Source organism: Clostridium boliviensis (genome assembly GCF_033342255.1).
Lineage (GTDB): Bacteria > Bacillota > Clostridia > Lachnospirales > Lachnospiraceae > Lacrimispora > Lacrimispora boliviensis.
On sequence record NZ_JAWONS010000216.1, the window covers coordinates 25,851 to 48,784 of the forward strand.

The 22,934-nt window shown below is 41.8% G+C and carries 23 protein-coding genes; 4 read left to right on the forward strand and 19 right to left on the reverse strand.

The window, feature by feature from the left end; translation table 11 throughout:
• Positions 1–4: 4 nt before the first annotated feature.
• The 5 genes from RZO55_RS12695 to RZO55_RS12715 all read right to left on the reverse strand — a co-directional run bounded on the left by RZO55_RS12695 (position 5) and on the right by RZO55_RS12715 (position 4,774).
• A complete protein-coding gene (locus RZO55_RS12695) occupies positions 5–1,375 on the reverse strand; it encodes a Gldg family protein (protein ID WP_318064655.1) in 1,371 nt (456 codons plus the stop codon).
• A 10-nt stretch (positions 1,376–1,385) separates the two neighbouring features.
• Entirely contained in the window at positions 1,386–2,252 is an 867-nt protein-coding gene (locus RZO55_RS12700) for an ABC transporter permease subunit (RefSeq protein WP_318064656.1), read from the reverse strand.
• Positions 2,252–3,331, reverse strand: a complete 1,080-nt coding sequence (locus RZO55_RS12705) for an ABC transporter ATP-binding protein (RefSeq protein ID WP_318064657.1) — start codon at positions 3,329–3,331, stop codon at positions 2,252–2,254. The genes RZO55_RS12700 and RZO55_RS12705 overlap by 1 nt, the downstream gene beginning before the upstream one ends.
• A 185-nt stretch (positions 3,332–3,516) precedes the next feature.
• The gene (locus tag RZO55_RS12710) at positions 3,517–4,377 is read right to left on the reverse strand and encodes a DNA glycosylase (RefSeq protein ID WP_318064658.1); all 861 of its coding nucleotides are present in this window, start codon (positions 4,375–4,377) and stop codon (positions 3,517–3,519) included.
• The gene (locus RZO55_RS12715) at positions 4,364–4,774 is read right to left on the reverse strand and encodes a MerR family transcriptional regulator (RefSeq protein WP_318064659.1); all 411 of its coding nucleotides are present in this window, start codon (positions 4,772–4,774) and stop codon (positions 4,364–4,366) included. The genes RZO55_RS12710 and RZO55_RS12715 overlap by 14 nt, the downstream gene beginning before the upstream one ends.
• Positions 4,775–4,898: 124 nt before the next feature.
• Between RZO55_RS12715 and RZO55_RS12720 the strand changes: the two genes are divergently transcribed.
• On the forward strand, positions 4,899–5,750 hold the full coding sequence (locus tag RZO55_RS12720) for an aldo/keto reductase (protein ID WP_318064660.1): 852 nt from the start codon (positions 4,899–4,901) through the stop codon (positions 5,748–5,750).
• Positions 5,751–5,776: 26 nt separating this feature from the next.
• Positions 5,777–6,961: an iron-containing alcohol dehydrogenase gene (locus RZO55_RS12725; RefSeq protein ID WP_318064661.1), complete on the forward strand. Its 1,185-nt coding sequence runs from the start codon at positions 5,777–5,779 to the stop codon at positions 6,959–6,961.
• 49 nt (positions 6,962–7,010) lie between these two features.
• On the opposite strand, the gene RZO55_RS12730 is transcribed toward RZO55_RS12725, so the two are convergent.
• The 8 genes from RZO55_RS12730 to RZO55_RS12765 all read right to left on the reverse strand — a co-directional run bounded on the left by RZO55_RS12730 (position 7,011) and on the right by RZO55_RS12765 (position 14,993).
• Positions 7,011–8,060 carry a MutS-related protein gene (locus RZO55_RS12730; protein ID WP_318064662.1) on the reverse strand — a complete coding sequence of 350 codons (1,050 nt, stop codon included), beginning with the start codon at positions 8,058–8,060 and terminating at the stop codon, positions 7,011–7,013.
• A gap of 599 nt (positions 8,061–8,659) precedes the next feature.
• The gene (locus RZO55_RS12735) at positions 8,660–8,962 is read right to left on the reverse strand and encodes a hypothetical protein (RefSeq protein ID WP_318064663.1); all 303 of its coding nucleotides are present in this window, start codon (positions 8,960–8,962) and stop codon (positions 8,660–8,662) included.
• Between the two features lie 145 nt (positions 8,963–9,107).
• Entirely contained in the window at positions 9,108–9,830 is a 723-nt protein-coding gene (locus RZO55_RS12740; protein ID WP_318064664.1) for a hypothetical protein, read from the reverse strand.
• Between the two features lie 348 nt (positions 9,831–10,178).
• Positions 10,179–10,787, reverse strand: coding sequence for an HAD family hydrolase (locus RZO55_RS12745; protein WP_318064665.1), 609 nt, complete (start codon positions 10,785–10,787; stop codon positions 10,179–10,181).
• The gene (locus RZO55_RS12750) at positions 10,784–12,118 is read right to left on the reverse strand and encodes an MATE family efflux transporter (protein ID WP_336624293.1); all 1,335 of its coding nucleotides are present in this window, start codon (positions 12,116–12,118) and stop codon (positions 10,784–10,786) included. Before RZO55_RS12750 ends, RZO55_RS12745 begins: the two co-directional genes overlap by 4 nt.
• Before the next feature lie 31 nt (positions 12,119–12,149).
• Positions 12,150–12,653 carry a GreA/GreB family elongation factor gene (locus RZO55_RS12755; protein WP_318064667.1) on the reverse strand — a complete coding sequence of 168 codons (504 nt, stop codon included), beginning with the start codon at positions 12,651–12,653 and terminating at the stop codon, positions 12,150–12,152.
• Between the two features lie 27 nt (positions 12,654–12,680).
• Complete coding sequence (locus RZO55_RS12760; RefSeq protein WP_318064668.1) at positions 12,681–14,000, reverse strand: 4Fe-4S dicluster domain-containing protein; 1,320 nt, start codon at positions 13,998–14,000, stop codon at positions 12,681–12,683.
• A gap of 18 nt (positions 14,001–14,018) precedes the next feature.
• Entirely contained in the window at positions 14,019–14,993 is a 975-nt protein-coding gene (locus RZO55_RS12765) for a hypothetical protein (RefSeq protein ID WP_318064669.1), read from the reverse strand.
• Positions 14,994–15,160: 167 nt separating this feature from the next.
• On the opposite strand from RZO55_RS12765, the gene RZO55_RS12770 reads away from it, so the two are divergent.
• Both RZO55_RS12770 and RZO55_RS12775 read left to right on the forward strand, forming a co-directional pair.
• Positions 15,161–16,042, forward strand: a complete 882-nt coding sequence (locus RZO55_RS12770; RefSeq protein ID WP_318064670.1) for a LysR family transcriptional regulator — start codon at positions 15,161–15,163, stop codon at positions 16,040–16,042.
• A gap of 94 nt (positions 16,043–16,136) precedes the next feature.
• On the forward strand, positions 16,137–17,078 hold the full coding sequence (locus RZO55_RS12775; RefSeq protein WP_318064671.1) for an NAD(P)H-binding protein: 942 nt from the start codon (positions 16,137–16,139) through the stop codon (positions 17,076–17,078).
• A 70-nt stretch (positions 17,079–17,148) separates the two neighbouring features.
• Here the strand turns inward: RZO55_RS12775 and RZO55_RS12780 are convergent, their stop codons facing one another.
• From RZO55_RS12780 to RZO55_RS12805, 6 genes are all read right to left on the reverse strand, one after another.
• Positions 17,149–17,484 carry a hypothetical protein gene (locus RZO55_RS12780; protein WP_318064672.1) on the reverse strand — a complete coding sequence of 112 codons (336 nt, stop codon included), beginning with the start codon at positions 17,482–17,484 and terminating at the stop codon, positions 17,149–17,151.
• 30 nt (positions 17,485–17,514) lie between these two features.
• The gene (locus tag RZO55_RS12785; protein WP_318064673.1) at positions 17,515–19,086 is read right to left on the reverse strand and encodes an oxidoreductase; all 1,572 of its coding nucleotides are present in this window, start codon (positions 19,084–19,086) and stop codon (positions 17,515–17,517) included.
• A gap of 121 nt (positions 19,087–19,207) precedes the next feature.
• A complete protein-coding gene (locus tag RZO55_RS12790; protein WP_318064674.1) occupies positions 19,208–20,089 on the reverse strand; it encodes a LysR family transcriptional regulator in 882 nt (293 codons plus the stop codon).
• Positions 20,079–20,723, reverse strand: coding sequence for a CatB-related O-acetyltransferase (locus RZO55_RS12795; protein WP_318064675.1), 645 nt, complete (start codon positions 20,721–20,723; stop codon positions 20,079–20,081). Before RZO55_RS12795 ends, RZO55_RS12790 begins: the two co-directional genes overlap by 11 nt.
• Positions 20,716–21,525, reverse strand: a complete 810-nt coding sequence (locus tag RZO55_RS12800) for an amidohydrolase family protein (RefSeq protein WP_318064676.1) — start codon at positions 21,523–21,525, stop codon at positions 20,716–20,718. Before RZO55_RS12800 ends, RZO55_RS12795 begins: the two co-directional genes overlap by 8 nt.
• On the reverse strand, positions 21,522–22,769 hold the full coding sequence (locus RZO55_RS12805; RefSeq protein WP_318064677.1) for a [Fe-Fe] hydrogenase large subunit C-terminal domain-containing protein: 1,248 nt from the start codon (positions 22,767–22,769) through the stop codon (positions 21,522–21,524). The genes RZO55_RS12800 and RZO55_RS12805 overlap by 4 nt, the downstream gene beginning before the upstream one ends.
• Between the last annotated feature and the right edge of the window lie 165 nt (positions 22,770–22,934).

A 22,934-nucleotide genomic window follows, 5' to 3' on the forward strand; every position in this document is an offset into this window, starting at 1 on the left:
CCTTTTACAGACGTCTGCGCTTGAACCAGACCATAAGTCCGCAGCAAAGAACTGCTGCAGGAATAACAAAAATAAACAGAATTCCCCACATACCGCCGTGGGTCACAGTATTATACGTAACATCCAGACTCTTTGATGGTATGGAGACATTGGCAACATCTTCAAAATTAGAGGTAACCGCATTCATAAACAGGGTTAAATTAGTTAAATTGGTAAAACTGGTATTTAACTTTTCATCAATGAGTGTAGGAGTTGAAAAAACAGTGAGGCGGGCAGAACCCGTATCCAGTTTCTTTTCTGAAACAGCTCCCAGAATATAGGTACCTTTCTTCTGAGCATCTTCGGTTACCAGCATTCCTCCGTCACTGGTCTGCATAAATGGAGTAACCGTGATCCCATCCGGCACATTCTCAGTCTTAGTCAATGCAGCTGACTGGAGAACCAGAGCCGCGCTCCTTGTATCCACGCCGTTTGTCACATCACTTCCAGTCTCAATGGTGGGGAAGATGTAGTAAGGATTGTTCTGGTAAAAGTTCTTGGTATCTGCAGCCATTCCATTTTCCAGGTTAAGTCCATATGCGCTGATCACAGAAGTTAAGTTGGGTCGTTCCTTCTCAGCATAGCCAGCCAGAATCAATACGTGACCGCCCTTGTCTAAATAATCAGTAAGCATGGTCTTCTCATCATTGGCCAGATCTGATGCCGGGTCATTGATCAGAAGAAGCTCACAATCTTCAGGAATTTTACCGTCTTTTAAGAGATTGATGCTATTGACTGTTAAATTGGATTTTTTCAGCATATCGGAGACGGTATTGCCAAAAGCTGCTTCTCCGTGTCCTTCTGTTGCATAGATGGTTTTGGATACATCACTGGTCACATGGGAAATAGCACCTGTCAGCTGTCCCTCTCCGTCAAATTCGGTTTCTTTTGTCTGTCCGTAATAGTAGTAAGAGGATTCATCTATTTTAATAATATCCGCAAATGGGATAGACTGTGTTTTATTGGTGGTCTCACAGCTTACAAGCAGAGTGCTGTCTGTTGCATTCAGTTTCTTCAGCTGCTCAGGGTGCAGCACGGAGTCCACTGTCTCTACCTTGATATGACTGGATAAGTCTCCATAACGGTTAACAAAGCTTGTGATCCGTTTGTCTATATTAGCGGGATCTCCCACTACATAGATTGTCACATCCTTATCAAGTCCTTTTATCAGATCCTTGGTGGTCTCTCCCAGGGTGTAAATCTGGCTGCTGCTCATATCCCACTGCCGCACCTTTTCCGGGAGACGTCCCACAATCATATTCAGTATAATAACAGCAGCTATGACAATAACGGAAAGTATTGCCGTATAACCGCCTTTTTTTAATTTTCTGGTCATTTCCACCCTCCTAACTCCATCTGCGTTTCTCTATGGACTGCACAGTCAAGAATACCAACAGGAATATAATGCTGATATAGGAAACCAGACCACCTGCATCAAAGATATAATGAGCCGCAAAGTTCTGGAATACACCTGAGATTGCAACCTTTTCCATGACACTGGTCAGTGCCCGGTCAAACAGGCCTTTCCTGATTAAGTACAATCCTGCCATAACGATAATTCCCACTGCCTCCAAAATAAACGCAAGTCCGTTGTGACTGGTGACCCGTTGAACTATGAATACAGCCAATGACCATAGAAGGACGAATCCAATGAGAGAACCCAGTGCAGTAGTCGGTAAAAATCCCACGAGATTAGGCCATAAAATCAGCAGCAGAATCATTCCAAAGGTCCCTACAGCCGCAATAATCTGACTTTCTGTCAGGGACGAAATAAACATTCCTATGGCAATGTAAACACAGCCCAGCAGGAAAAATGCCAGAATGGCGGCATAATCCGCCTTTAAATGAGCGGTACCGTTCATTTTAATGATCAGCGGGCAAAGGCAGGACAGAATAACCGGTACTGCAAATACAGTTACCATGGAAAGATATTTCCCTACCACTATTTTCCCCACAGACACCGGAGCTGTCAGCAGCAGCTGATCGGTCTTGGTCTTTCTGTCATCTGCAAAACTTCTCATGGTAAGAACCGGGATACCGATCATGATAATCGTCACCATTCCGGAAAGTGTGTAGGAAAAATACGGATATCCGCTCATCATGTTATATGCCATAAAGTAAATGCCGATAAACAGCACTACAAAAGCAATGAAAACATATCCGGTCATGGACTGGAAGTACGATTTCAGCTCTCTTCTATAAATAGCAGCCATTACAGTTCCTCCTTTCCATCTGTTTTAATATCTTCTGATTCTGTATCTTCTGTTTCTGCATCTTCTGTTTCAATTACAGCCTGCACTTCCGGCTCTTCTTTGATCTCTGCTTTGTTATCCCCGGACTCTGCTTCCGCTTCAGCAGTCAGTTCCAGGAATACCTCTTCCAATGACGCCCGGCTTACATGCATGGAAAGAATGGGCAGTCTCTGGTCTGCAAAAGCAAAAAAGATGGCTTCCCGAATATCCGTCCCGGCTTCTTTCGCAGCGTTCATTCGGAATGTTACCTTCTTCACAAGTTCTTCCCTGCTGTCCACAACATTCACATCAGCTGCCTGGGGCAGAGAGTCAAGTATCTCACAGATCTGTTTCTCTTCTCCCTTTATCAGCAGTTCCATTCCGGATGCATCCGCCATCTGTTTCTCTAAGTTTTCCGGTGTATCACTGGCAATCAGACGTCCCCGGTCTATAATCAGCACATGGTCACAGACTGCGCTGACTTCAGATAAAATGTGGGAGCTTAAAATAACGGTATGGTTGTGCCCCAGTTCCCTTATGGTATCACGAATTTCAATAATCTGTTTAGGATCCAGTCCAACAGTAGGCTCATCTAAGATAATAACCGGAGGGAAGCCTAAAACCGCCTGAGCGAGTCCGACTCTCTGTCTGTAGCCTTTTGAGAGGTTTCGTATCAGGCGTCCGCTTACATCTTCAAGCTTCGCCAGCTTCATCACTTTCAGAATTTCTTCTTCCCTGTTCTTTTTTGATATCTTCTTTAATTCAGCTGCAAACTCCAGCTGCTCTTTTACTGTCATATCCACATAAAGAGGCGGAAGCTCCGGCAGATACCCAATGCATTTTTTTGCTTCCTCCGGATCCTCTAAAATATTATGACCGTTAATCCAGACATCACCCTCGGTTGCACCTATGTAACCGGTTATGATATTCATTGTGGTGGACTTTCCAGCACCGTTGGGCCCCAGAAAACCATAGATCTTACCATCCTGAATGGTAAAGTTTAAATGATCCACAGCAAGATGCCCGCCGTAATCTTTTACCAGGTTTTTGACTTCAATCAACTCTCTCTCCTCCTGTTCTATTTCACGTAATCGTGTTCTTACTTAGGGTAGAATGGAATTGTGAAAAATGTGTGATTTAACTTTGTTTATTGTGTGATAAAAGTATGAATTATTTCGACATGAGAAAAGAAAGGCACAGTTTAGGGACTTATTGCGTCCCAGACTGTGCCTGAAAGATTGAAAATTTACTCTGCCGCTAACCGGTTGATTTTATGGTAAAACATATATTGCTGCAGTATTCCTGCACAGCCTTCATATCTTTTAAGTGGAAAACCATCCGGATAATAAGTGGTAAGAATCTGCTTCACATGGGTATCCACAGGGAAAGCGCCCACGTGATGCAGCCCAAAAAGGCAGACACAATCTGCCACCTTTTTGCCTATTCCGTACTGCTTTTGCAGCATGGCATGAGCATTTTCATAATCCGCTTCCTTTAAACCGGACATCCACTTCTCCCCCTCCGGTCCGCTGCAGCGCTCTGCAATGGAAAGAAGATACTTGTCCCTGTATCCAAGACCCAGTCCAAAAAGACCAGGAAGGCCTTCAATGGCAATGGATTCCGGCGAAGGAAAGGTCTTATAGCTGCGCTTAGTCTCTTCCCATATCCCGGCAGAAGACAACGCCAGTCCTCTTCCCGTCTTTTCCGATCCAAACCTCTCACAAAGTCCCGCCACACTGCCTTTTATACGGGGAATGTTATTATTCTGGGAAATTAAAAATGTAACCAGCATCTCCCAGAAATCCTGTCGGAGAATCCTGACTCCCCATCCGCACCGGATGGCTTCCCTTAAGTAAGTATCCTCCGATGGCACCCGTTTTTTATATCCGGCATAATCTTCTTCCAGATCAAAATAGGGGGACCATATTGATTGAAACTCCGGCTCATCGCAGGAGAAAAGAAATTCCTCCCCTTCTATTACTGCTTCTATGTATTCCTCACCTGCTGCAACCGACCAGATACCATGTTCCAGCTCTTTCATGCGGAAGCACTGCCCTGACTGGGCAATCTGTTCTAAATCCATATCTGCAATCTTAATCCGGTACATGACTGTCTTCTCCATTCTCACCGCTGTCAGTTAAATATCTCTTATACTGGTCTGTGAAGTAGTTTATTTTATGGTCTACCTTGCATAAGTACTTCTGCATGCCGGCAATCTGTTCCTCCACTTCCTTCTTGTGCTCGATTAACATGTCACAGCGTTCCTTTAATGTCTCTTTTCCCTGTACGCTCAGCTCCACAAATTCCCGGATCTGTCTGATCGCCATTCCCGTATTTTTCAGACAGCAGATCAGGGACAGCCAATCTAAGTCCTCTTCCGAATAACGGCGGATTCCGCTGTCACTCCTGTTTACGAATGGAAGAAGCCCTTCCCGTTCATAATACCTGAGTACATGAGGTTTTAAATTTGTTTTTTCTGATACCTGCTTAATTGTATAATTCATTTTTATCCTGCTCCTGCAAATTTTTCATCTGTCTCTTGACTTAAAGTTAACGTTAAGGTTTACAATACTTACTATACGATAGTTTGGTCCTTTGATCAAGCAAAATGAATAAAGGAGGAACATAATGAAATCATTATCAGACAACTATATACTGTCAAATGGTGTGAAAATTCCATGCGTCGGCTTCGGAACCTGGAAGGCACCAAACGGCGAAACAGCGGTTAATGCAGTAAAGCAGGCCCTTAAAGCAGGCTACCGCCACATTGATACTGCGGCACTCTATTATAATGAGGAGAGCGTTGGCATCGGGATAAAGGAAAGCGGAATCCCAAGGGAAGAAATATTTGTAACCAGCAAACTTCAAAATGGAGAACATGGATATCAGGAAACCTTAAATGCTTTTGAAACAACCATGAAAAACTTAAATCTGGATTATTTAGACTTATACTTAATCCACTGGCCCAACCCCATTAAGTCCCGTTCTGACTGGCAGGCAGCAAATGCAGGCACCTGGAAAGCATTTGAAGAACTGTATGAGGCAGGGCGCATCCGTTCCATCGGGGTCAGCAATTTCCGCCGCCATCACTTAGAGGAGCTGATGAAAACAGCAAATGTTGCTCCTATGGTAAACCAGATCAGACTCTGCCCCGGCGATACCCAGGATGAACTGGTTTCCTACTTAAGAGAACAGAACATACTGGCAGAAGCCTACAGTCCCCTTGGATCCGGCAGGATCTTTGAAGTTCCGGAGATGATTGCACTGTCAGAAAAATATGGAAAATCTATTGCACAGATTTGTATCAGATGGAGCCTGCAGATGGGCTTCCTTCCATTGCCCAAATCCGTTACAAAAGAGCGGATCGAGGAAAATGCCCGTGTATTTGATTTTGAACTTTCAGCGGAAGATATATCCGTTATAGCCGGTTTAAAGGGCTGCTGCGGCTACGCCACCAACCCGGATACCACTGATTTCTAAAAATATATAAGAGAGGAAGTATTACTATGTTAAATTTTGATTTTCACATTCCCACACGTATCTGCTTTGGAAAGGATACCCATAAGGAAATCGGAAGCCTTCTGGCTCCTTATGCGAAAAAGGTACTCTTGCATTACAGCGGGGAACGGATTAAAAAGAACGGTCTGTTTGATACAGTGGCTCAATCTTTAAAGGAAAGCGGAATTGAGTTTGTGGAGTTGGGAGGAGTCGTTCCAAATCCCCGCCTGTCGCTGGTTTATGAGGGCATAAAATTATGCAAAGACCAGGGTGTAGACTTAATTCTGGCAGTTGGCGGCGGCAGTGTCATTGACTCTGCAAAGGCCATTGCCATCGGCGTCTGTTATGAAGGCGACGTATGGGATGTTTATGAGCAGGGAAAAGCGATTACTTCTGCTCTGCCGGTTGCTACGATTCTGACTATTCCTGCTGCTGGCAGCGAATCCAGCAACAGCACCGTGATCACCAATGAAGAAAAACAGATGAAGCTGGGATATGGAAGCAATCTGGTCCGTCCGGTCTTAAGTGTCACGAATCCGGAATTTTTCTTTACTCTCCCGAAAAACCAGATAGCCAACGGCGTGGCTGACATGATGAGCCATATATTTGAGCGTTATTTTACCAATACTCTCCATACGGATCTCACCGACGGTCTTTGTGAAACCACATTAAAATCAATAATGAAAAATGCTCTTCTGGTATCCAGGGATCCGAAAAACTACGATGCCTGGTGTCAGGTGGGACTGGGCGGCACCATAGCCCACAACGATTTACTGGGACTGGGCAGGAGGCAGGACTGGGCATGTCATGGCATGGAACATGAACTGAGTGCCATCTACGATGTGGCTCACGGCGCCGGGCTGGCAGTTCTCACTCCCGCCTGGATGAAGTATGTTTATAAAACAAACATCAATATGTTTGTACAGTTTGCAGTCAATATTATGGGTGTGGAAGGCAGCTTCCGTGATCCTGACGCCATTGTACTGGAAGGAATCAACCGCCTGTCCCAGTTCTTTGTAAAGATGGGACTTCCCACAACTCTTGAGGAACTGGGAATTGACAGTACCAATTTAGAGCTGATGGCAAAAAAATCAACGGGAGAGGCCTACGGCGCGGAACATCCGTTAGGCGGGTTAAAAAAGCTGTATTGGCAGGATGTTCTGGAAATTTATAAAATGGCTTCCGGATCATAATGCTTTTATGACGAAATACAGAAAAAATTAATAAAGAGGACAGCCAGACTCATTTGTTTAGCTGTCCTCTATGCGGATATTCACGGCGGGTTATTCTCAGTATTCTCTCAGCTTCCTCTGTTATCTCTTTTGGAAATTTCATACAGTCTAATAATTTAATAGCATTTCTCGAAACAGCAGGTCCCTTGTGTATTTTATATTCAAATATTATTTTATTATCACTTATACGCTCAGTGAAATGGTAGTTTTCATATTTTCTTTTCATTAATTCCGTTAATTCTATATCGTGAGTAGCCACTACTGTAATGCAATTTTTTTCAGATAAATATTTTAAAATCGCTATTGAAGCAGCAATCCGCTCAGCTGTATTGGTTCCTCGTAAAATTTCATCAATAATGCAGATAACCGGTCTTTTTTCATTTAATGCGTTTACAATTCTCTTTATATATTTAATCTCTTTTATATAATAACTATCTCCTGTTGATACTTCGTCACGAACAGCCATTGAAGTAATAATTGCAGAATGAGGCATAACAAATTTTTTAGCAAGACACGTAGAAATACTTTGAGCCAATATTGCATTGATAGCCAGCCCCTTTATAAAGGTGGATTTACCAGAGGCATTCGAACCAGTAATCATACACCCTTTTTTTATTACTATGGAATTATTAATTGGATTTTCTACGATCGGGTGATATAGTTCTTCTGCTATAATTTCATTACCATTGCAGAAAATCGGAGTACAATAAAACGGAAGCGTATTTCTAAATGAAGCAATAGAAATTGCTGAATCTATTTCGCCTATTACTGTATATAATTCCATTAACTCATCCTGATAATTTATTAATTGACATATTACTTTATCATATTGAATCAAATCCCATAATGTAATACCAAAAGTCATAGATTCTAATAATGTTATTGCATCTCCAGACAAACTGAAGGGAGAACGATGCTGCAATTTACTTATTTTTAATAATAGCGGGCGAAATATGGCTATTTTATCACTTAAATCATTAAAATTTTTTTCATATTTCAAAAAAGGAGAATCCACAATACGTTTTGCAGCGATTAGAATTTTAAGAACACTGCTAAGCATATTTAGATATAATTCATATCTGCTTTTTTGAAACGAATATATCACAATATTTATTAAAGCTATAAAAAATGGAAATAAAAGAAATATATAATTAACGGATACAATTGCTGGTAAAAATGATAATAGCAAAAGTAATCTCATAAAATGATAATATTCAATATGTGCTATTCTAAAAGTTATTAAGTTTTTTATATAATCAGGCAGATAATAACTATCGCGATTCTTTCCTATTCCGGATATTATATACCAGATTTCATTCCTGTCTATTGATTCAGATTGAAAATAATTAATTTTTCTTTCTATTCTTTCTCAAAAAGCTGATTTGCAGATTTTTTTCCAAAAGAATTATTTATCTCGTCCTTAATATCTTGTATTCTTTTAAATTTCAACTTTTTATTGATGATCAAAAAAAGAGTTATAAATATAATTATAAAAAGCACAATGATTATTTGCATGTTATCATCTCCACATACTTAAACCTTATTTTCATTCGTTCCTATAAAATGATAGGCAGAACGATTATTATAACGAGGACAGCCAAAAATTAGTTTTGGCTGTCCTTATCAAAAGTAAATGTTTCATGAAAAAAGCAATCAAAATTATCGATCCACACTATCTTTTTTGTGTCTTAAATAAAAAACTAACTTCCGAAATACTTTAACTAAGATACACAAAATTATCCAGTTCACACCTACATTACCCAAAAACTGAATTGGATTAATTCCCAGCCCAGCAGGAAATTCAGAAATATGTCCATGCAGAGTAACAAATATATCCGGGAACCCCAAACTATATACATGTTCGATATTCCTCTCGTTGATTTGTAATACCGGCGGAAAGAAAGAAATTACTATTGCAAGAACCAACAATCTTTTCTTTTCACTATTTAACAAATTTCTCATGATCCCTCCTAAATTATGCTCTGGTTTAAGAATTAGAAAATCATGGACATGACAAAATAAACTGCTCAAAATTCAAAAACTATCTAATTATATTTTATACCTATCTTTCTTAATATGTCAACAAAGGAAGTATTTTCCCACTGATTTATTCCCAATAAACCACAACATTCTTTGCCGCATCGTCTACATATGTCATATACCTTATGGATCTCTCAAACTGACTTCTTGGCATGCTGATTAAAATAGAAGTATCCCAGGGATTTATTAGCACTACAGTGTCGTTATTTACGCTTCTTATAGAATAAGAATGTCCGCCATCTCCGATAATGCCTTTGCCTGGATCTGCTATATTAAAATCGCAGGCTGCTGTAATTCCCTCTCCATTCTGGCATTTTGCAGCCATCGCATTCATGATCACAGTTTTATTAGAAGACCAGTAGGTTCTTTGTCTGAATCCTGTCATTCTTGTGAATACATCACATGCAAAACAACCATTATAAACATTCATGGCCTTTTGCAGACCAGCCTCTATTACTCTGGCATCAAGATCACCTTCTATGTATGCATTATAAACATCATCCTCAGTGACTGTTACTCTTCCACCGCCGAAATTAAGGGTGTAAGTGCCATTATAATTATCCGAAATCATTTTTCTGAAAATTTTTCTTCCATATCTGCTGTTATCTAATGCCTGTATGGCCGAAACTGCTCCACAATCACCGATACTTCCCTGATGAAATGTACTTAACTTACCATCCAGCTGTGTTTCGGGATAATAGGCTGTTGCTGCAAAAGCAGTAGCTGGTGAAAACATAGTACTGGCAGCTAATCCTAACGCCAGACACAAAGCGCCTATTCTCTTTTTCATTCTTCTCATATTATCTTTCATACTTTAATCCATTCCTTTCACTTTTAAAGAGTTTATATCGTTTAAAAATCATGTACAAATCTGCTTAGATCTTACAGCTTTATTTTTTTGTTCACCCCCTAAACCGTATTTCCTGTCGCAGTTTTATAACAAGATTTCAAACCCTTGATTGCTCAATAATTATTATAGTCTAATTTGTCACAAAAACACGTACCATGTAGTAAATGACGTTTTAAATGTAACTTTTGGTGCAAATTTGTCGTTTTCTCCTTCTTTTATGCACCAAAATATTACGCACAAAAAAAGACCAGGCAGTTATAGCTCCTGATCTTTTCTTCATTATCTCGCTTATTTCAATTTTCTCAAACACTCCTTAAGCCCTTCTATATCCCTGTCAGCAAAGCAGTATCCTTCCATACCGCATGCTCTTGCCCCTTCCACATTCATGAGCAGATCATCTATAAAAAAGCATTCCCTGGGATTTAAATAAAACCGTTCAAACAGATGCCCGTACATCTCCTTCTGCGGCTTCATGCACTTCACTTCTGCAGAAAAAAGTACTCCGTCAAAATATTCAATTCCTGGAATGATATCCGTGCAGGACAGCAGCCGGAGGGAAGCATTAGAGCAGAGGTAGATTCCATATCCCTGTTCTTTCAATTCTCTCACAAGCTCTCCCATTTCTTTTACAGGCTTCATATTATACTCATGCCAGTGCTTCAGACAAAGCTCTGCCATCTCCTTTGCATGGTCCGTAGACAGCCGTGACTGCATTCTCTGTAATGCATCCTCCTCTGAAATCACCCCCATATCAAGCAGCAGCCATTCCTGGGAATCAAAAACCGATGTGCAGACTTCCTTCCGCTCCGCTTCATCCTCTATAAAAACAGTGCCCACTTTATGGCCTTCATAGTCAACCAGTACCTTTCCCATATCAAATACAATATTTTTTATCATCTGTCACTCTCCTGTAGTAATTCATTTTTATTTTTAAACCAGAAATAATAAGGTATTTCTGCAAGAAGCATACTGGCCCAGCCAATAAGACAGGCATATGCAACTCCTTTCAATCCCATCGAAGGAACAAGAAGAGATACGAACACCACCCGCACAGAGATCTGAATGAGTGTGGAGATCAGGGTAATGGACATATTTCCCATTCCCCTGAAAAAGCCCTGAATTCCATTGGTAAATGCCGGCATAAGGTAGAAAAAAGCCATCAGTCCCAGATAGTTCACTCCAATTGCCACCATCCCGGTATCGTTCTCCGATACAAACAGTTTCATAACCGGCTCCTTAATAACCAGAATCAGGCTGCAGATGAGAACCCAGTATCCAGCTTCAATCAAAAGTCCTGTACGGAATCCCCTTTTGATACGGCCGCTGTTTTTTGCTCCCCTGTTCTGAGCCACAAACGTCATGATACCGCTTGAGATGCTCTGTTCAGGTGTAAACGCAAAATCATCCACCCGGTTTACCGCATTGAATGCCGCAATCGTACTGACTCCAAGCGGATTGATCATTCCCTGAATCAGCAGCTTTCCAATGGGCTGGCAGCACTGCTGCAGAGCCGTGATTGCTCCCTGGCTCAAGGTAAGGCGCAAAAGCTCCCGGTTCAGCCGGATTTCTCTCCTGCTCACTTTAAGAAGGGGGACCTTTTTATAAATATAAATAACGCAAAGCAATGCAGATACTGCCTCCGCAACATCTGTGGCAAGGGCAGCCCCTATGACATCCATATGAAGCCATGCCACAAAAACCACATCCAGCAGCCCATTTAATATCGAAGCCGCTGCCAGAAACCGCACCGGAGTCTTAGAATCGCCTACACTCCTCAGTGCTGATGCCACTGCATTATAAAAGAATGTAAAAGGCATTCCCAAAAAAATAATCCGCAGATAAGTGGCTGCATCTTCTAAAATCTGATCCGGAACCCGAAGCAGCCTTAAGATACTCCTGGAAGAGATAAAACCCAGGGCTGCGATGATCAGAGAAAAGAAACACCCAAAAAGGAGTACTGTGGAAACCTCCTCCTTCAGTCTTTTTTCATCTCCTGCACCGAAGAATTCACTCATCAGCACGGAAGCTCCGATACAGATCCCAGTGATTCCTAAAATCACAATGCTCATAACAGGGTTTGCAGTTCCAACCGCAGCCAGGGCGTCTTCTCCTGCAAAGCGCCCTACTATGATGGAATCAACGGCATTATAAGTCAGCTGAAACAGATTTCCCAGAACCAGAGGAATGGAAAAACGAATCAGCTGGGAGGAAATATTTCCTTTTGTCATATCTTTCATGGTAACATCCTGCCTTTGCGAATTAGTAGCTTCTCAGCTGGTCGCTTCCATCATCCTTTGTATTTTCCAGACGTTTCACCACAACATAATACCCGGCTTTTTCATTTATCTTAACAAAAATCCGGTCTCCCACCTTATGCCCCAGGATTGCGTTGCCAAGAGGGGATTCGGAACTGATTAAACCCTTCATGGAATTTCCCCTGACAGTTGTCACCAGTTTATAAGTCTCCACCTCATCGTCATCCTCAAAATACAAATCCACAGTATTATAAAGCCCGATTTCATCCTCTTTGGAATCATCGGTGATGATCTGGGCAGTTTTTATCATCTTTTCCAGATACCGGATTCTGCTTTCATTCTGGTTTTTATCCTTCTTCGCAGCATGGTATTCAAAATTTTCACTTAAATCACCATGGGCTCTTGCTTCTTTCACTGCTTCCAGCGCTTCCTTACGCACCACCAGTTTCCGGTGTTCAATTTCCTGTTTCATTTTATCAATATCATTTTTTGTCAATTTATCAAACACGTTCCCCCTCCTCTTTCTGCCGCTTGATTACGGACGGCTTTTCCCGTCATTGGGGCCTGCTTCCACAGACTTTCTCTTATTCATAGACAATAGTCTGTCTAAATATATGGACTTCAGCTGTTTGCCTGCCAATGCCTGTTTCACCGGGGGCAGCTTTAAGATGGTCTCAAAAAGTGCCGCCATGGCGCGGTGGCTGGCAAATGCCTGATTATCAAAAATAAGATTCTGCAGAGTCCCTTTTTCAATAGCCTGCAGCACAAAGCGGTGGGTGCTGTTCACGGGAGTAATGATCTGCTTTGGCCTTCGTTCCATATTAATCGCTTTCACATTACAGTTTCTGGCGCATACACCACAGCCAAGACAGATTTCTTCATCCACCACGGCCTTTTTCTTCCCATTTTCATCCTTTTCCATAGAAATAGCAAGGATGGGACATACTTTCTCGCATTTCCCGCAGCCCACACAAGTCTCCTCCGATATACGGGGGATGTAATTGGTTGTCGCGACAGGCTGCATCGGACTGAACTTTCTGGCAGCCTGAAGTGCTTCGCAGCAGCACCCGCAGCAATTGCAGATAAATGCCGGATGCTCCCGTACATTCTCTCCAATCTGTACCAGATTGCTTGCATAGGACCGTTCCAGCGCATCCATGGCTTCCTCTTTGGAAATCAGCCTTGCGTATTCTCCATGCTCTGCAAGAGAACGGGCTACATTGTCAAAGGTCAGACATACGTCCCATGGTGCATTAATTTCACAGGGGTGACCCGCATGAGACATCTTATGGCGGCAATAGCAAAGCCCCAGTCCGATATAATCCGCCTCTTCCACAATATGAGAGGCTCGTTCAAAATCCAGGATATGGTTGGTTTTCTCCGTTGACAGGACAGGTTCCTGAACATAGACTCTTCCCAGTTTTGTTTCCGTAGCAAAAAATAAGTCCTTAATAAAGTCCTCTTCTACGTTCATGTATTGATAGTAAAGCTCACCTAAGTATTTCTGGTCAATGTCTCCTCTGGTCCTCATCAGGGCAAATTCAATGAAACCTGCCATTGGAGGCGGCATGACAAACTTTCGGATTCCATTGTGATAGGAATCCACCAGAAGCGCTTTTTCACAGAGTTGGTTCAAAAGCCGCTCAGCCTTAAACTCCGTAGTGCCCCAGATCTTAGCTGCCTTCTTAACTGTAAAAGGTCTTACCGGCAGCAGCGCTACCCATTTTGCTTCTTTCTCCGAATACAAAACCTGAAGAATTTTATAAAGCGTCTCCGACTCAGGCGCCCCTTGTGTAAACCAGTTAATGCGGTCACTTAAATTTAAGTACGCATCACGGGCTGTCAGATGCCCCATTTCCATTCCTTCTTTCTTTTATGATTTCTGGGCGATTATTTCAATACGTCCCAGAGTAGTCCCCACTTTCTTACGGGACTTTATCGTTAACCCGAACAGTTTTGCCAGATTCTCTGTTCCTTTTTGGGTAAGATAAACCTCAGATGCCATATTCCGCCATATGACTCTCCCCTTTTTCACCAGAAGATCCATTGACTTATCAAGATCCGGTCCGTCAAACCAGAGGATTCCTCCATCAGCCAGGCTGTCTGCTGCTCTGTCAAGAATGGCGTTCATATCCCGGCTGTCTGACAGACGGTCAATGATCACCGCTGCATATCTGTCTTTCTTATCTGTGCTGAGTGCATCCGCTTCCAAAAGAGCGCTGACTTTCCAGCCTGCAGCGACCGCCTCTTTATATAATTGGCTGTTTTGATTTCCTATAAACAATATGGTATCATCAGCAGCCAGACTTTCAATATCCGCAAGTATTCTTTTACATCCTGCGCGGGTACGTGCAGTTCTTTTCCTTCTTTTGATAATCCCCGGTTCCTCTTTCGCCAGATAATAGTTACCGCATTCTTTGCACTTCATAAAGATACGGACCGGTTTTATGATCTCTTTTCCCGTCTCATCCCCCTCCATGTAAAGTGATGCTCCGTAATGCACCGTCCCTTTTCCGGAACAGACGGGACAGATTTCAATCTCCGCAAACATTAAATTTCTTAGTTCTTTTAATGCCTTAAAATACCAGCGGTACAGACGGTCCCTAAACTCCCTGTCATAGACAAAAAGCCAGTTTTTTATGACCTCTGCCATCCATCTTGTCTCATGTATTACAGACTTGTCCGCCTGAAGTCCCTTTAAGTTTTCTTCCAGTGTAAGAAGCCCGGAAACAGCATCCTCCTTCAACCGGTCATTACTCTGACTAGCGATGAGATGCTCGATTCCTTCCACTACACTGCTGCATAAATTGACCATCACTACCAGCTGATTCATTCTGCCTGTTGCCATACATCGATCCTCTCCTGTCACTCGTTTCAGTACTTTCGTATATACTCTGTTATTTTAGCACTGTTAAAGAGGGAAAGGCAAACACTTTCTTGTAGAGTGCCTCTTAACGGTTTATAATATTATTATGGAACGTACGGAAAGAAAGCAGATAGATAAAGAGAGGTAATATGAATTTTGATAAAATAAAATATTTTATTGATCTGGTTGAATGCAGGAATTTTACAGAAACTGCAAGAAAGAACTTTGTATCACAGACTACGATCAGTCTGCAGATTGCATCACTGGAAGAAGAGACGGGTATCCAGTTGATAGACAGGAAAAAAATCCCGGTGGAACCAACAGAAGCCGGGTGGATATTCTATGATGAGGCTGTCGCTCTATGGAAGAAATACAATCAAATGAAAGCCAGACTGATTAATTATAAAATGAACCATAATCTGACAATAAGCGTGGAATACGCAACAGCAACAGATATTCAGAGTATGTTAAGCTTAATGCCTTCTTTTAAAGAAAAGAATCCCAATATAAGATTCGAACTGGATAAAGTGCTGCTAAAGGATGTATCGGAATATCTGCTAAAAGGATTATATGATGTTGCGATAGCATTTGATTCGGAGTTTAAGGACAAACCCGGCATCTGCACTTACCCTCTGTATAGCGGTCAATATTGTGCGGTTGTAAGCAGTCCTCATCCACTGTATCACCATAAAACAATTTCAAAAGATGAATTATATCAGTATCCGCTGATCATGCTGAATCCTGAAACCATTGGCTGTTCCTACGAGATGATGATACAGCATGCGGCCTTAGACGGATATCACCCCAAAATAGTCCGGTCTGCAGATGATATTGAAACCGAGCTGTTTTACATCATCACGGAAAATCTGATCGGATTTTTCCCGGACAATTATAATGCTGATTATTTAAAAAATGATGTCCGAATGATCCCGTTGGAAGATACGAATCATACATTCCGTATAGAAATTGCTTATTTAAAAGATAATAAAAATATTGCTTTAAAACATTTCCTAAAACATATACAGCATTAATTTTATAAATGGTCCATATAAATATCTCATTGGACTTTGTTTAAATTTTAACATATCATAAGTATATAAATATTTTGAAGGAGGATTAACAATTATGGGTAAATTATTATTAACCGGTGTTGACGGTAATTTAGGCGGTCAGGCTGCAAGATATTTATTGGAATTAGTTGATAAGAACCAGGTCATTCTCTGCGGTTATAATCCGGAAGCATTAAAAGAATTTAAAGAGCAGGGTATTGAAACTCATGAAACAAATTTCAATGACAGTGAAGGTCTTGCCGAAGCTTTTGCAAATGCAGATAAGGTTGCTTTAATTTCCATGCCGTTCGTCGGAAAAAAGCGACAGAATGCCCACAAAAACGCCGTAGATGCAGCAAAGGCAGCCGGAGTAAAACAAATCATCTATACCTCTCTTGTCAATGCAGCAGATGAAACCAATCCCAGTGTTGAAAAAATTGACCATGCCTACACAGAGGCTTACATCATGCAGGCCGGACTTGATTATATTTTCCTGCGCAATTCCCAGTATGCAGAGGCCATGATCACCAATTATTTTACCTTTGCTAAAATGGACGGCATATTAAAAAATAGCCAGGGCGATGGAAAAATGGCTTACATTTCCCGTAAAGACTGCGCCAAGGCAATCGCTTATTCTCTTGTATCCGAGAACTATCACGAATCCATTCTAAATATCAATGGACCGCAGTTAATGACCATCTCTGAATTTATCGAATATGGAAATCAGGTTACAGGAAACCATGTAACCTATGAGGAGCTGACGGACGAAGAAAATTATGCTGTCTTTGATTCTATGGGAGTCCCCAGAACCACTGACGGAAAATTTAAAGAAGATTCCGAAGCACCGTTTTCATCAGAGGGTATGGTGACATTTGCACAGGCCATTCGACTGGGCAAAATGGACATGTTTACGGATGATTTTAAAAATCTCACCGGTCAGGAGCCTCTCACAGTTAAATATATGTTTGAGCATGCAGATGACTTCCAGATTGGGGAACGGCATTCAAAAGATAATTAATAATGAAAGAATCCATGGAATTCTGCAAATTTATACAGAATTCCATGGATTCTTTTTTATAAGCTTATATTTATATAAAATATCCAGCCTCATGACCAGTATGGACTGCATTATATAACGTACCCTGCTTTGTATTACAGTCACCAATTGTAAGTACATCGGCAGCACACTCTGCAAACTGATCTACATAAGATGAATCAGCCTGTACTCCCAGGGAAAGTACAACCGTATCACAGGCAATTACAACTTTCTTATTGTCTTTATCTTCAAAAACAGCTCCGGCTTCACCAACAGATACCAGCCGCAGACCGCCCCGGAAAATCACACCTTCCTTCTTCAGCATATTTATAATGGCTATCTGATTAAACTTTGCTCCGCCGCCGCCAAAATTTTCTTCCGGCACCATATCAACAAGAGTAACCTTTTTCCCCTTCCTTCACTGAGCTAATGCTGCTTCACAGCCGGTAAGTCCTGCTCCGGCAACAATTATATCATCTCCAGTCTCTTTTCTGCCTGTTTCCGCATCTCCTACCCATACAACACGGCTATTTCCTTCTACAAAGGATGGAATAATCGGATTTGATCCTACTGCAACAATAATTCCATCAAATTTTTCTTTTGCTAACAGCTCCGGAGCTGCATTTACATTTTTACGAATCTCTATACCGCTTTCAGCTTCCGTTTCACGGACAGACCAATCCAGATAAGCCTTTATATCGGCTTTAAAATCAGGAATTGATGCCAGATTTAATACACCGCCAAGCCGGTCCGACTTCTCAAATAGAACCACCTTATGACCTCTTTGAGCCGCGGTTCTGGCTGCTTCCATTCCGGCAGGTCCTCCGCCGATTACGGCAATTCTTTTCTTTTGCGCTGGAGCCGGAGTATTGAAATAGAGAGTTTCCATTCCCATTAATGGATTAACCGTACATCTTATGGGCGCCAGCTGATAGTGGGTCTTCTGAATACAGTTATTGCACCTGATACATGGTCTGGTCATGGAAACAAAACCATGCCGGATGTTATTAACCATATCCGGATCTGCCATAAGACCGCGTGCCATAGATACCATATCGATCTTACCTTCACGGATGGCTTCATCCGCCTGCTCCATTGTGACAGAACCAACTACAGTAACCGGCACCTTAACAGCTGCCTTTATTACCGCTGCATCCTCTAAATTAATCCCATGATCAAAATAGATGGGCTGGTTAATAAAGGGCGCAAGGTTCTGTATGGAATGCATTCCTCTTGACACATGAAGCAGATCAATTTTGTCTTCAATTAATTTTACAAATTCAATGACTTCTTCTATGGCAGGAGAACCAGGTATCATATCATTGGCATTAATCCGGTATTCGATGGCAAGCCTATTCCCCACCTTTGCGCGAACCGCCTCTAACAGCTCATTGGTAAAACGGGCCCGGTTTTCCATAGAGTCGGTACCATATTCATCCGTACGTTCATTAATCACTTTTGAAAGAAAGCAGCCAGGGAGCTGACCATGGGCACCATGGATCACCAGACTGTCCACACCACTGCGCATTGCCCTTTCTGCTGCATCTGCAAAATCTTTAATAAAATCCTGAATCTGCTCTTTTGTAAGAAATGTCGGATCAATTTCCACTGCCGGTTTCCCTGAGCTTTTATCTCTTTCATCAAAAGAAACCGGTGACAGATTTATTGCAAAAAGCTCCATACCGATTTTACATTGATACATATGTACCAGATCGCATAGCATGGATAATCCATTAACAACAGGTTCCTCCCCCATACGCAAAAGATGAGTGATTTCTTTCGGTAAATTCCGGTTGACCATGCCGCACCCGATGTTGATACATGCACAGCCTCCTTTCACGATATCTCTCGTCCATTCCATTAATTCTCTGTTTACATAACCATCTGCCGTGGCAAAACTTGGCCAAACCGGAGTGAAAGATACCCTGTTCTTTAATCTCACGGGACCAATCTGAATCGGTTTTAACAGGCTGCCATACTGTTTATCCATAATCTTGTTCTCCTTCTTCCTATCCGAACTTTGTTTACAAATTAACAATATCAAAGGAGGCAGCGAAAGTCCAATACACAAATACAATCAGGTAATTGTAAAAACTTTTAACAAATTCGCTTTAAAGAGAATATTTTTCCTTTATTTCTTCAAGAAAACGGGAAAGGACAGGATTTGTATTATCCTTTGACCAGTATGCATTGACATCAAAAGGAACTTTTTCAACCTCCTGACTGATAAACATAATTTGGTCATGATTGATGAATCCCGATATTTCAGGAAGAAAACTGACCCCCGCATTCATGCTGACAAGCATAACAGCGTCGTCCATATTTTCAACCAGAATAGAATTATCAATAGGAAGTATTGGATTATCAGAATTATGATGTGCCTTATAGTAATCCGACTGTTCTTTATTTTTAATGTAGGAAATCACCTGTTCTGTCTTTAAATCTTCTGGATGAATCAACGTCTTCCCCGATAGTCTGTGATTCCGGCTCAAACACAATTTGGGAAAAGTCTGATAAACCTTCATTTCCTCAATCTCTTCCGATTCCATTTGAAAATAGAATCCGATATCTATTGTCCCATTGAGTATATTCAATTTCATATCTTCATAATTGCACTGGACGATACTTAACTTTACTTTTGGGTATCTTTGGTGGAAGCTGGAAAGAACAGGTGCGATCACATCACGGTCAAACATACTGAAAAATCCGATTTTAATCATCCCCTCCGATCCTGATGAAACTTCCCTCGTCTTTATCACAGCATTTTCATATAACTTTAATAAGCGTCCTGAGTCCTGCAAAAAGACCTCTCCAGGCAGTGTTAACCGGACATTTTTCTTGTCACGGTAAAACAGTTCCACGCCTAATTCCGATTCCATTGCAGCGATTTGCTGACTTATTGCCGTTTGCGAAACATATAGAACTTTAGCCGCTTTGGAAAAGCTTTTTAATCTTGCAACTTCACTGAAATACCGTAATTTTTTAAAATCCAAACTTACTTCCCTCCAGAAGTTTTCTCATATTTCCGGTTGTAATAGCCTCTAAATTTTCTTTCACTTTCTCATCGGACCAATCCCACCATTTTAAAGAGAGAAGTACCTGAACCACCGGCTGGTCAAAACGGGAACGAATTGTTTTTGCCGGGATACCTCCCACGATGGAGTAAGGCTCCACGTCCTTTGTTACTACAGCTCTGGTACCGATCACTGCCCCATCGCCAATATGTACCCCCTGCATAATAACTGCTTCATAGCCGATCCATACATCATTTCCTATCACAATGTCCCCTTTATTATCCCACGTATCTGCAATACGCTCCACCGGAAGATCCCACTCATCAAAAAATATCCCAAAGGGATACGTAGCCAGAGATCTCTGTGTATGATTAGCAGAAGTAAATATAAACTTCGCTCCGCATGCAATCGAACAGTACCTGCCAATAACCAGTCGTTCTTTATTAACCGGATAATGATAAAGCACATTATTTTTTTCAAAATCCACAGGATCATTTACATAATCATTATAAATCGTATAGTCCCCGACTTCAATTGCAGGATCCTTCACCACATTTTTTAAATATACGGTTTCCTTGTCATGTTTCCTTGGATAAATCAATTTGCTATTCATACTTCTCCTTCCAGAATAATTTTCTGGCATTTTTATAGAATACGTTCTCTGCCCCGGCCCTGCCAAAGCTATCAAGAACGGAATCATAGAAACCATCATAGCGGCTATAACTGTCCCTGCCAAACACAAGGGCATCTGTTCCAAAAAGTATCTTCTCCGGTCCGCATTTTTCAATAGCCCTTTGCATTTCTTCTTTGGATACAAGGGTCGTATCACCATAAAGATTGGGACAACCAGCGATATAGTCACTGGCTATTTCCCTGTCCCCGCCTAAATCCATATGGACTGCTATATACGTTACATCCGGATTTTTACAGGCAGCTTCATATACATATTCCATATTGGAGTAACCATCTCTCTGGGTATGGATACAAAATGGTATCTTCTGCCTTCTGCAGACCTCTATGTAAGGGCTGTAATCAGCGGAATTAAAAGGAACACCTGCTGTTCTGGGATGAACCTTTAATCCCCCGATTCGTTCTCTGTTTTCGTAAAGAAAGCAGTTCAGCCGATCCTGATTTCGGTCAAAAAGAGGACGAATCCAGAATAATAGTAAGAACCTGTCACCGTATTCATTTATAATCTTAAGAGAACGGCTGTTTAAGCTGATTGTATCTATATCCGCAAACCTCTCAACTCCCTGTTCATCAAGGGAATTAAGCCCGATATCAGAGATTACAGCCTGTTCCACGCCAGACCGTTCCATCTCTCTTACCAGATACTCTATTCTTATTTCATAAGGGCCATAGGTCCCCATATGAACATGGGAGTCAATAATCTTGTCTCCATATTCTGAAATCATGTAATATCACGGCTAAATAAATCCGTCTCCTCCAAAAGGCTTTCAATGGTATCCAGATTTAAGCGGTGAAGCAGCTCGATCACATAAGGATTTTCTGCCGGATGCTGATATGTGGCCTTCTCTCCATATTCATTCACCAGCCCGGTTCCCTCATCTGTCCCCAGAATGGACCTGGGTCCGCCTACACAGCCGCCTACACAGCCCATACCTTCATAAAAGTTGGCATCAATGTTTCCATCCATAATATCCTGAATCATCTTTTTGCATCCGGGAACTCCATCTGCCTGTTTGGTCCGGATCTGGATTTCCTTATGAGGGCTGATGGCTTTTACCGTATTTTCTACCGCTTCGCTGACCCCGCCCTTTCTTGCATAGATCCGTCCGGCTTTGGAGGAATGATCCTTTTCACTCTCCTCCATAACAGCAGGATCAATTCCAAGCGCATCAAAAATATTCTTTACTTCCTGAAATGTGAGTACATAATCAACCGCGCCTGCTAAATCTTTTTCTCTCGCTTCTGCTTTTTTTGCAAGACATGGTCCAATAAACACGGTTAATGCATCAGGATGAAGCACTTTAATTACTTTTGCACAGGCTACCATAGGAGATACAGAACCAGGAACATGGGGAAGCAGCTGATGGTAAATCTTCCGGATCATGCCAATCCACATAGGACAGCAGCAGCTGGTCAGCTGATAATCCCCGCTGTCTTTAATATTTTTATCAAATTCCAGAGCTTCTTTCAATGTCAGAATGTCGGCAAATAAGGCTACCTCAAGCATTCCGTCAAATCCCACTTCCTTTAGCGCACTCCTCAGTTTTCCAGGCGTAACATCACTGGAAAACTGTCCTAAAAATGCCGGTGCTATCATGGCATAAACCAGGCCCTTGGCTCCCCTGACCGCTTTAAGGGCAGGAATAATATCCGTACTGGCAGTCAGCTTCTCTCTGGCACATCCATCAATACAGCGTTCACACCCCAGACACAGATCCGGATCAACAGCCACCCCGTCTGCCTCCGCTTTAAGTGCTCCAAAGGGACACCGTTTCAGGCACTCCTGCTGCTCCCCTTCTCCGCAGTCACAGCTGCCTGTCCTGATTACGATTGGGTGCTTACTGGGATTTAGCAGGCAGTCGAGATGATTGGGATCATACGCATTCACCTTATCCGTTTTAACCGGATCAAAATTGCCTGCCAGTGCCTCTCTTACCGTACTTTCATAGAGTTCTTTAAATGTCTGCATAAATTACCTCCCGCATGTATGCTGTCTATTTTGTATTACATAATCCTCTGCATCATTATCATACCTTTTTTTATTCTTACTATTCCAGTAAAACCCTAAAGATATCATATCACATTTATACATACCAGAAAATATAAAAATAGGGCAGCGTCCGGCTGCCCTGTT

What these genes read in the sequence shown, in the direction of transcription:
- RZO55_RS12695 (WP_318064655.1), bottom strand. Translation starts at nt 1,375, where the DNA reads ATGACCAGAAAATTAAAAAAAGGCGGTTATACGGCAATACTTTCCGTT.
- RZO55_RS12700 (WP_318064656.1), bottom strand. Translation starts at nt 2,252, where the DNA reads ATGGCTGCTATTTATAGAAGAGAGCTGAAATCGTACTTCCAGTCCATG.
- RZO55_RS12710 (WP_318064658.1), bottom strand. Translation starts at nt 4,377, where the DNA reads ATGTACCGGATTAAGATTGCAGATATGGATTTAGAACAGATTGCCCAG.
- RZO55_RS12715 (WP_318064659.1), bottom strand. Translation starts at nt 4,774, where the DNA reads ATGAATTATACAATTAAGCAGGTATCAGAAAAAACAAATTTAAAACCT.
- RZO55_RS12720 (WP_318064660.1), top strand. Translation starts at nt 4,899, where the DNA reads ATGAAATCATTATCAGACAACTATATACTGTCAAATGGTGTGAAAATT.
- RZO55_RS12725 (WP_318064661.1), top strand. Translation starts at nt 5,777, where the DNA reads ATGTTAAATTTTGATTTTCACATTCCCACACGTATCTGCTTTGGAAAG.
- RZO55_RS12730 (WP_318064662.1), bottom strand. Translation starts at nt 8,060, where the DNA reads ATGCTTAGCAGTGTTCTTAAAATTCTAATCGCTGCAAAACGTATTGTG.
- RZO55_RS12735 (WP_318064663.1), bottom strand. Translation starts at nt 8,962, where the DNA reads ATGAGAAATTTGTTAAATAGTGAAAAGAAAAGATTGTTGGTTCTTGCA.
- RZO55_RS12740 (WP_318064664.1), bottom strand. Translation starts at nt 9,830, where the DNA reads ATGAAAAAGAGAATAGGCGCTTTGTGTCTGGCGTTAGGATTAGCTGCC.
- RZO55_RS12745 (WP_318064665.1), bottom strand. Translation starts at nt 10,787, where the DNA reads ATGATAAAAAATATTGTATTTGATATGGGAAAGGTACTGGTTGACTAT.
- RZO55_RS12750 (WP_336624293.1), bottom strand. Translation starts at nt 12,118, where the DNA reads ATGACAAAAGGAAATATTTCCTCCCAGCTGATTCGTTTTTCCATTCCT.
- RZO55_RS12760 (WP_318064668.1), bottom strand. Translation starts at nt 14,000, where the DNA reads ATGGGGCATCTGACAGCCCGTGATGCGTACTTAAATTTAAGTGACCGC.
- RZO55_RS12765 (WP_318064669.1), bottom strand. Translation starts at nt 14,993, where the DNA reads ATGGCAACAGGCAGAATGAATCAGCTGGTAGTGATGGTCAATTTATGC.
- RZO55_RS12770 (WP_318064670.1), top strand. Translation starts at nt 15,161, where the DNA reads ATGAATTTTGATAAAATAAAATATTTTATTGATCTGGTTGAATGCAGG.
- RZO55_RS12775 (WP_318064671.1), top strand. Translation starts at nt 16,137, where the DNA reads ATGGGTAAATTATTATTAACCGGTGTTGACGGTAATTTAGGCGGTCAG.
- RZO55_RS12780 (WP_318064672.1), bottom strand. Translation starts at nt 17,484, where the DNA reads ATGGTGCCGGAAGAAAATTTTGGCGGCGGCGGAGCAAAGTTTAATCAG.
- RZO55_RS12785 (WP_318064673.1), bottom strand. Translation starts at nt 19,086, where the DNA reads ATGGATAAACAGTATGGCAGCCTGTTAAAACCGATTCAGATTGGTCCC.
- RZO55_RS12795 (WP_318064675.1), bottom strand. Translation starts at nt 20,723, where the DNA reads ATGAATAGCAAATTGATTTATCCAAGGAAACATGACAAGGAAACCGTA.
- RZO55_RS12800 (WP_318064676.1), bottom strand. Translation starts at nt 21,525, where the DNA reads ATGATTTCAGAATATGGAGACAAGATTATTGACTCCCATGTTCATATG.
- RZO55_RS12805 (WP_318064677.1), bottom strand. Translation starts at nt 22,769, where the DNA reads ATGCAGACATTTAAAGAACTCTATGAAAGTACGGTAAGAGAGGCACTG.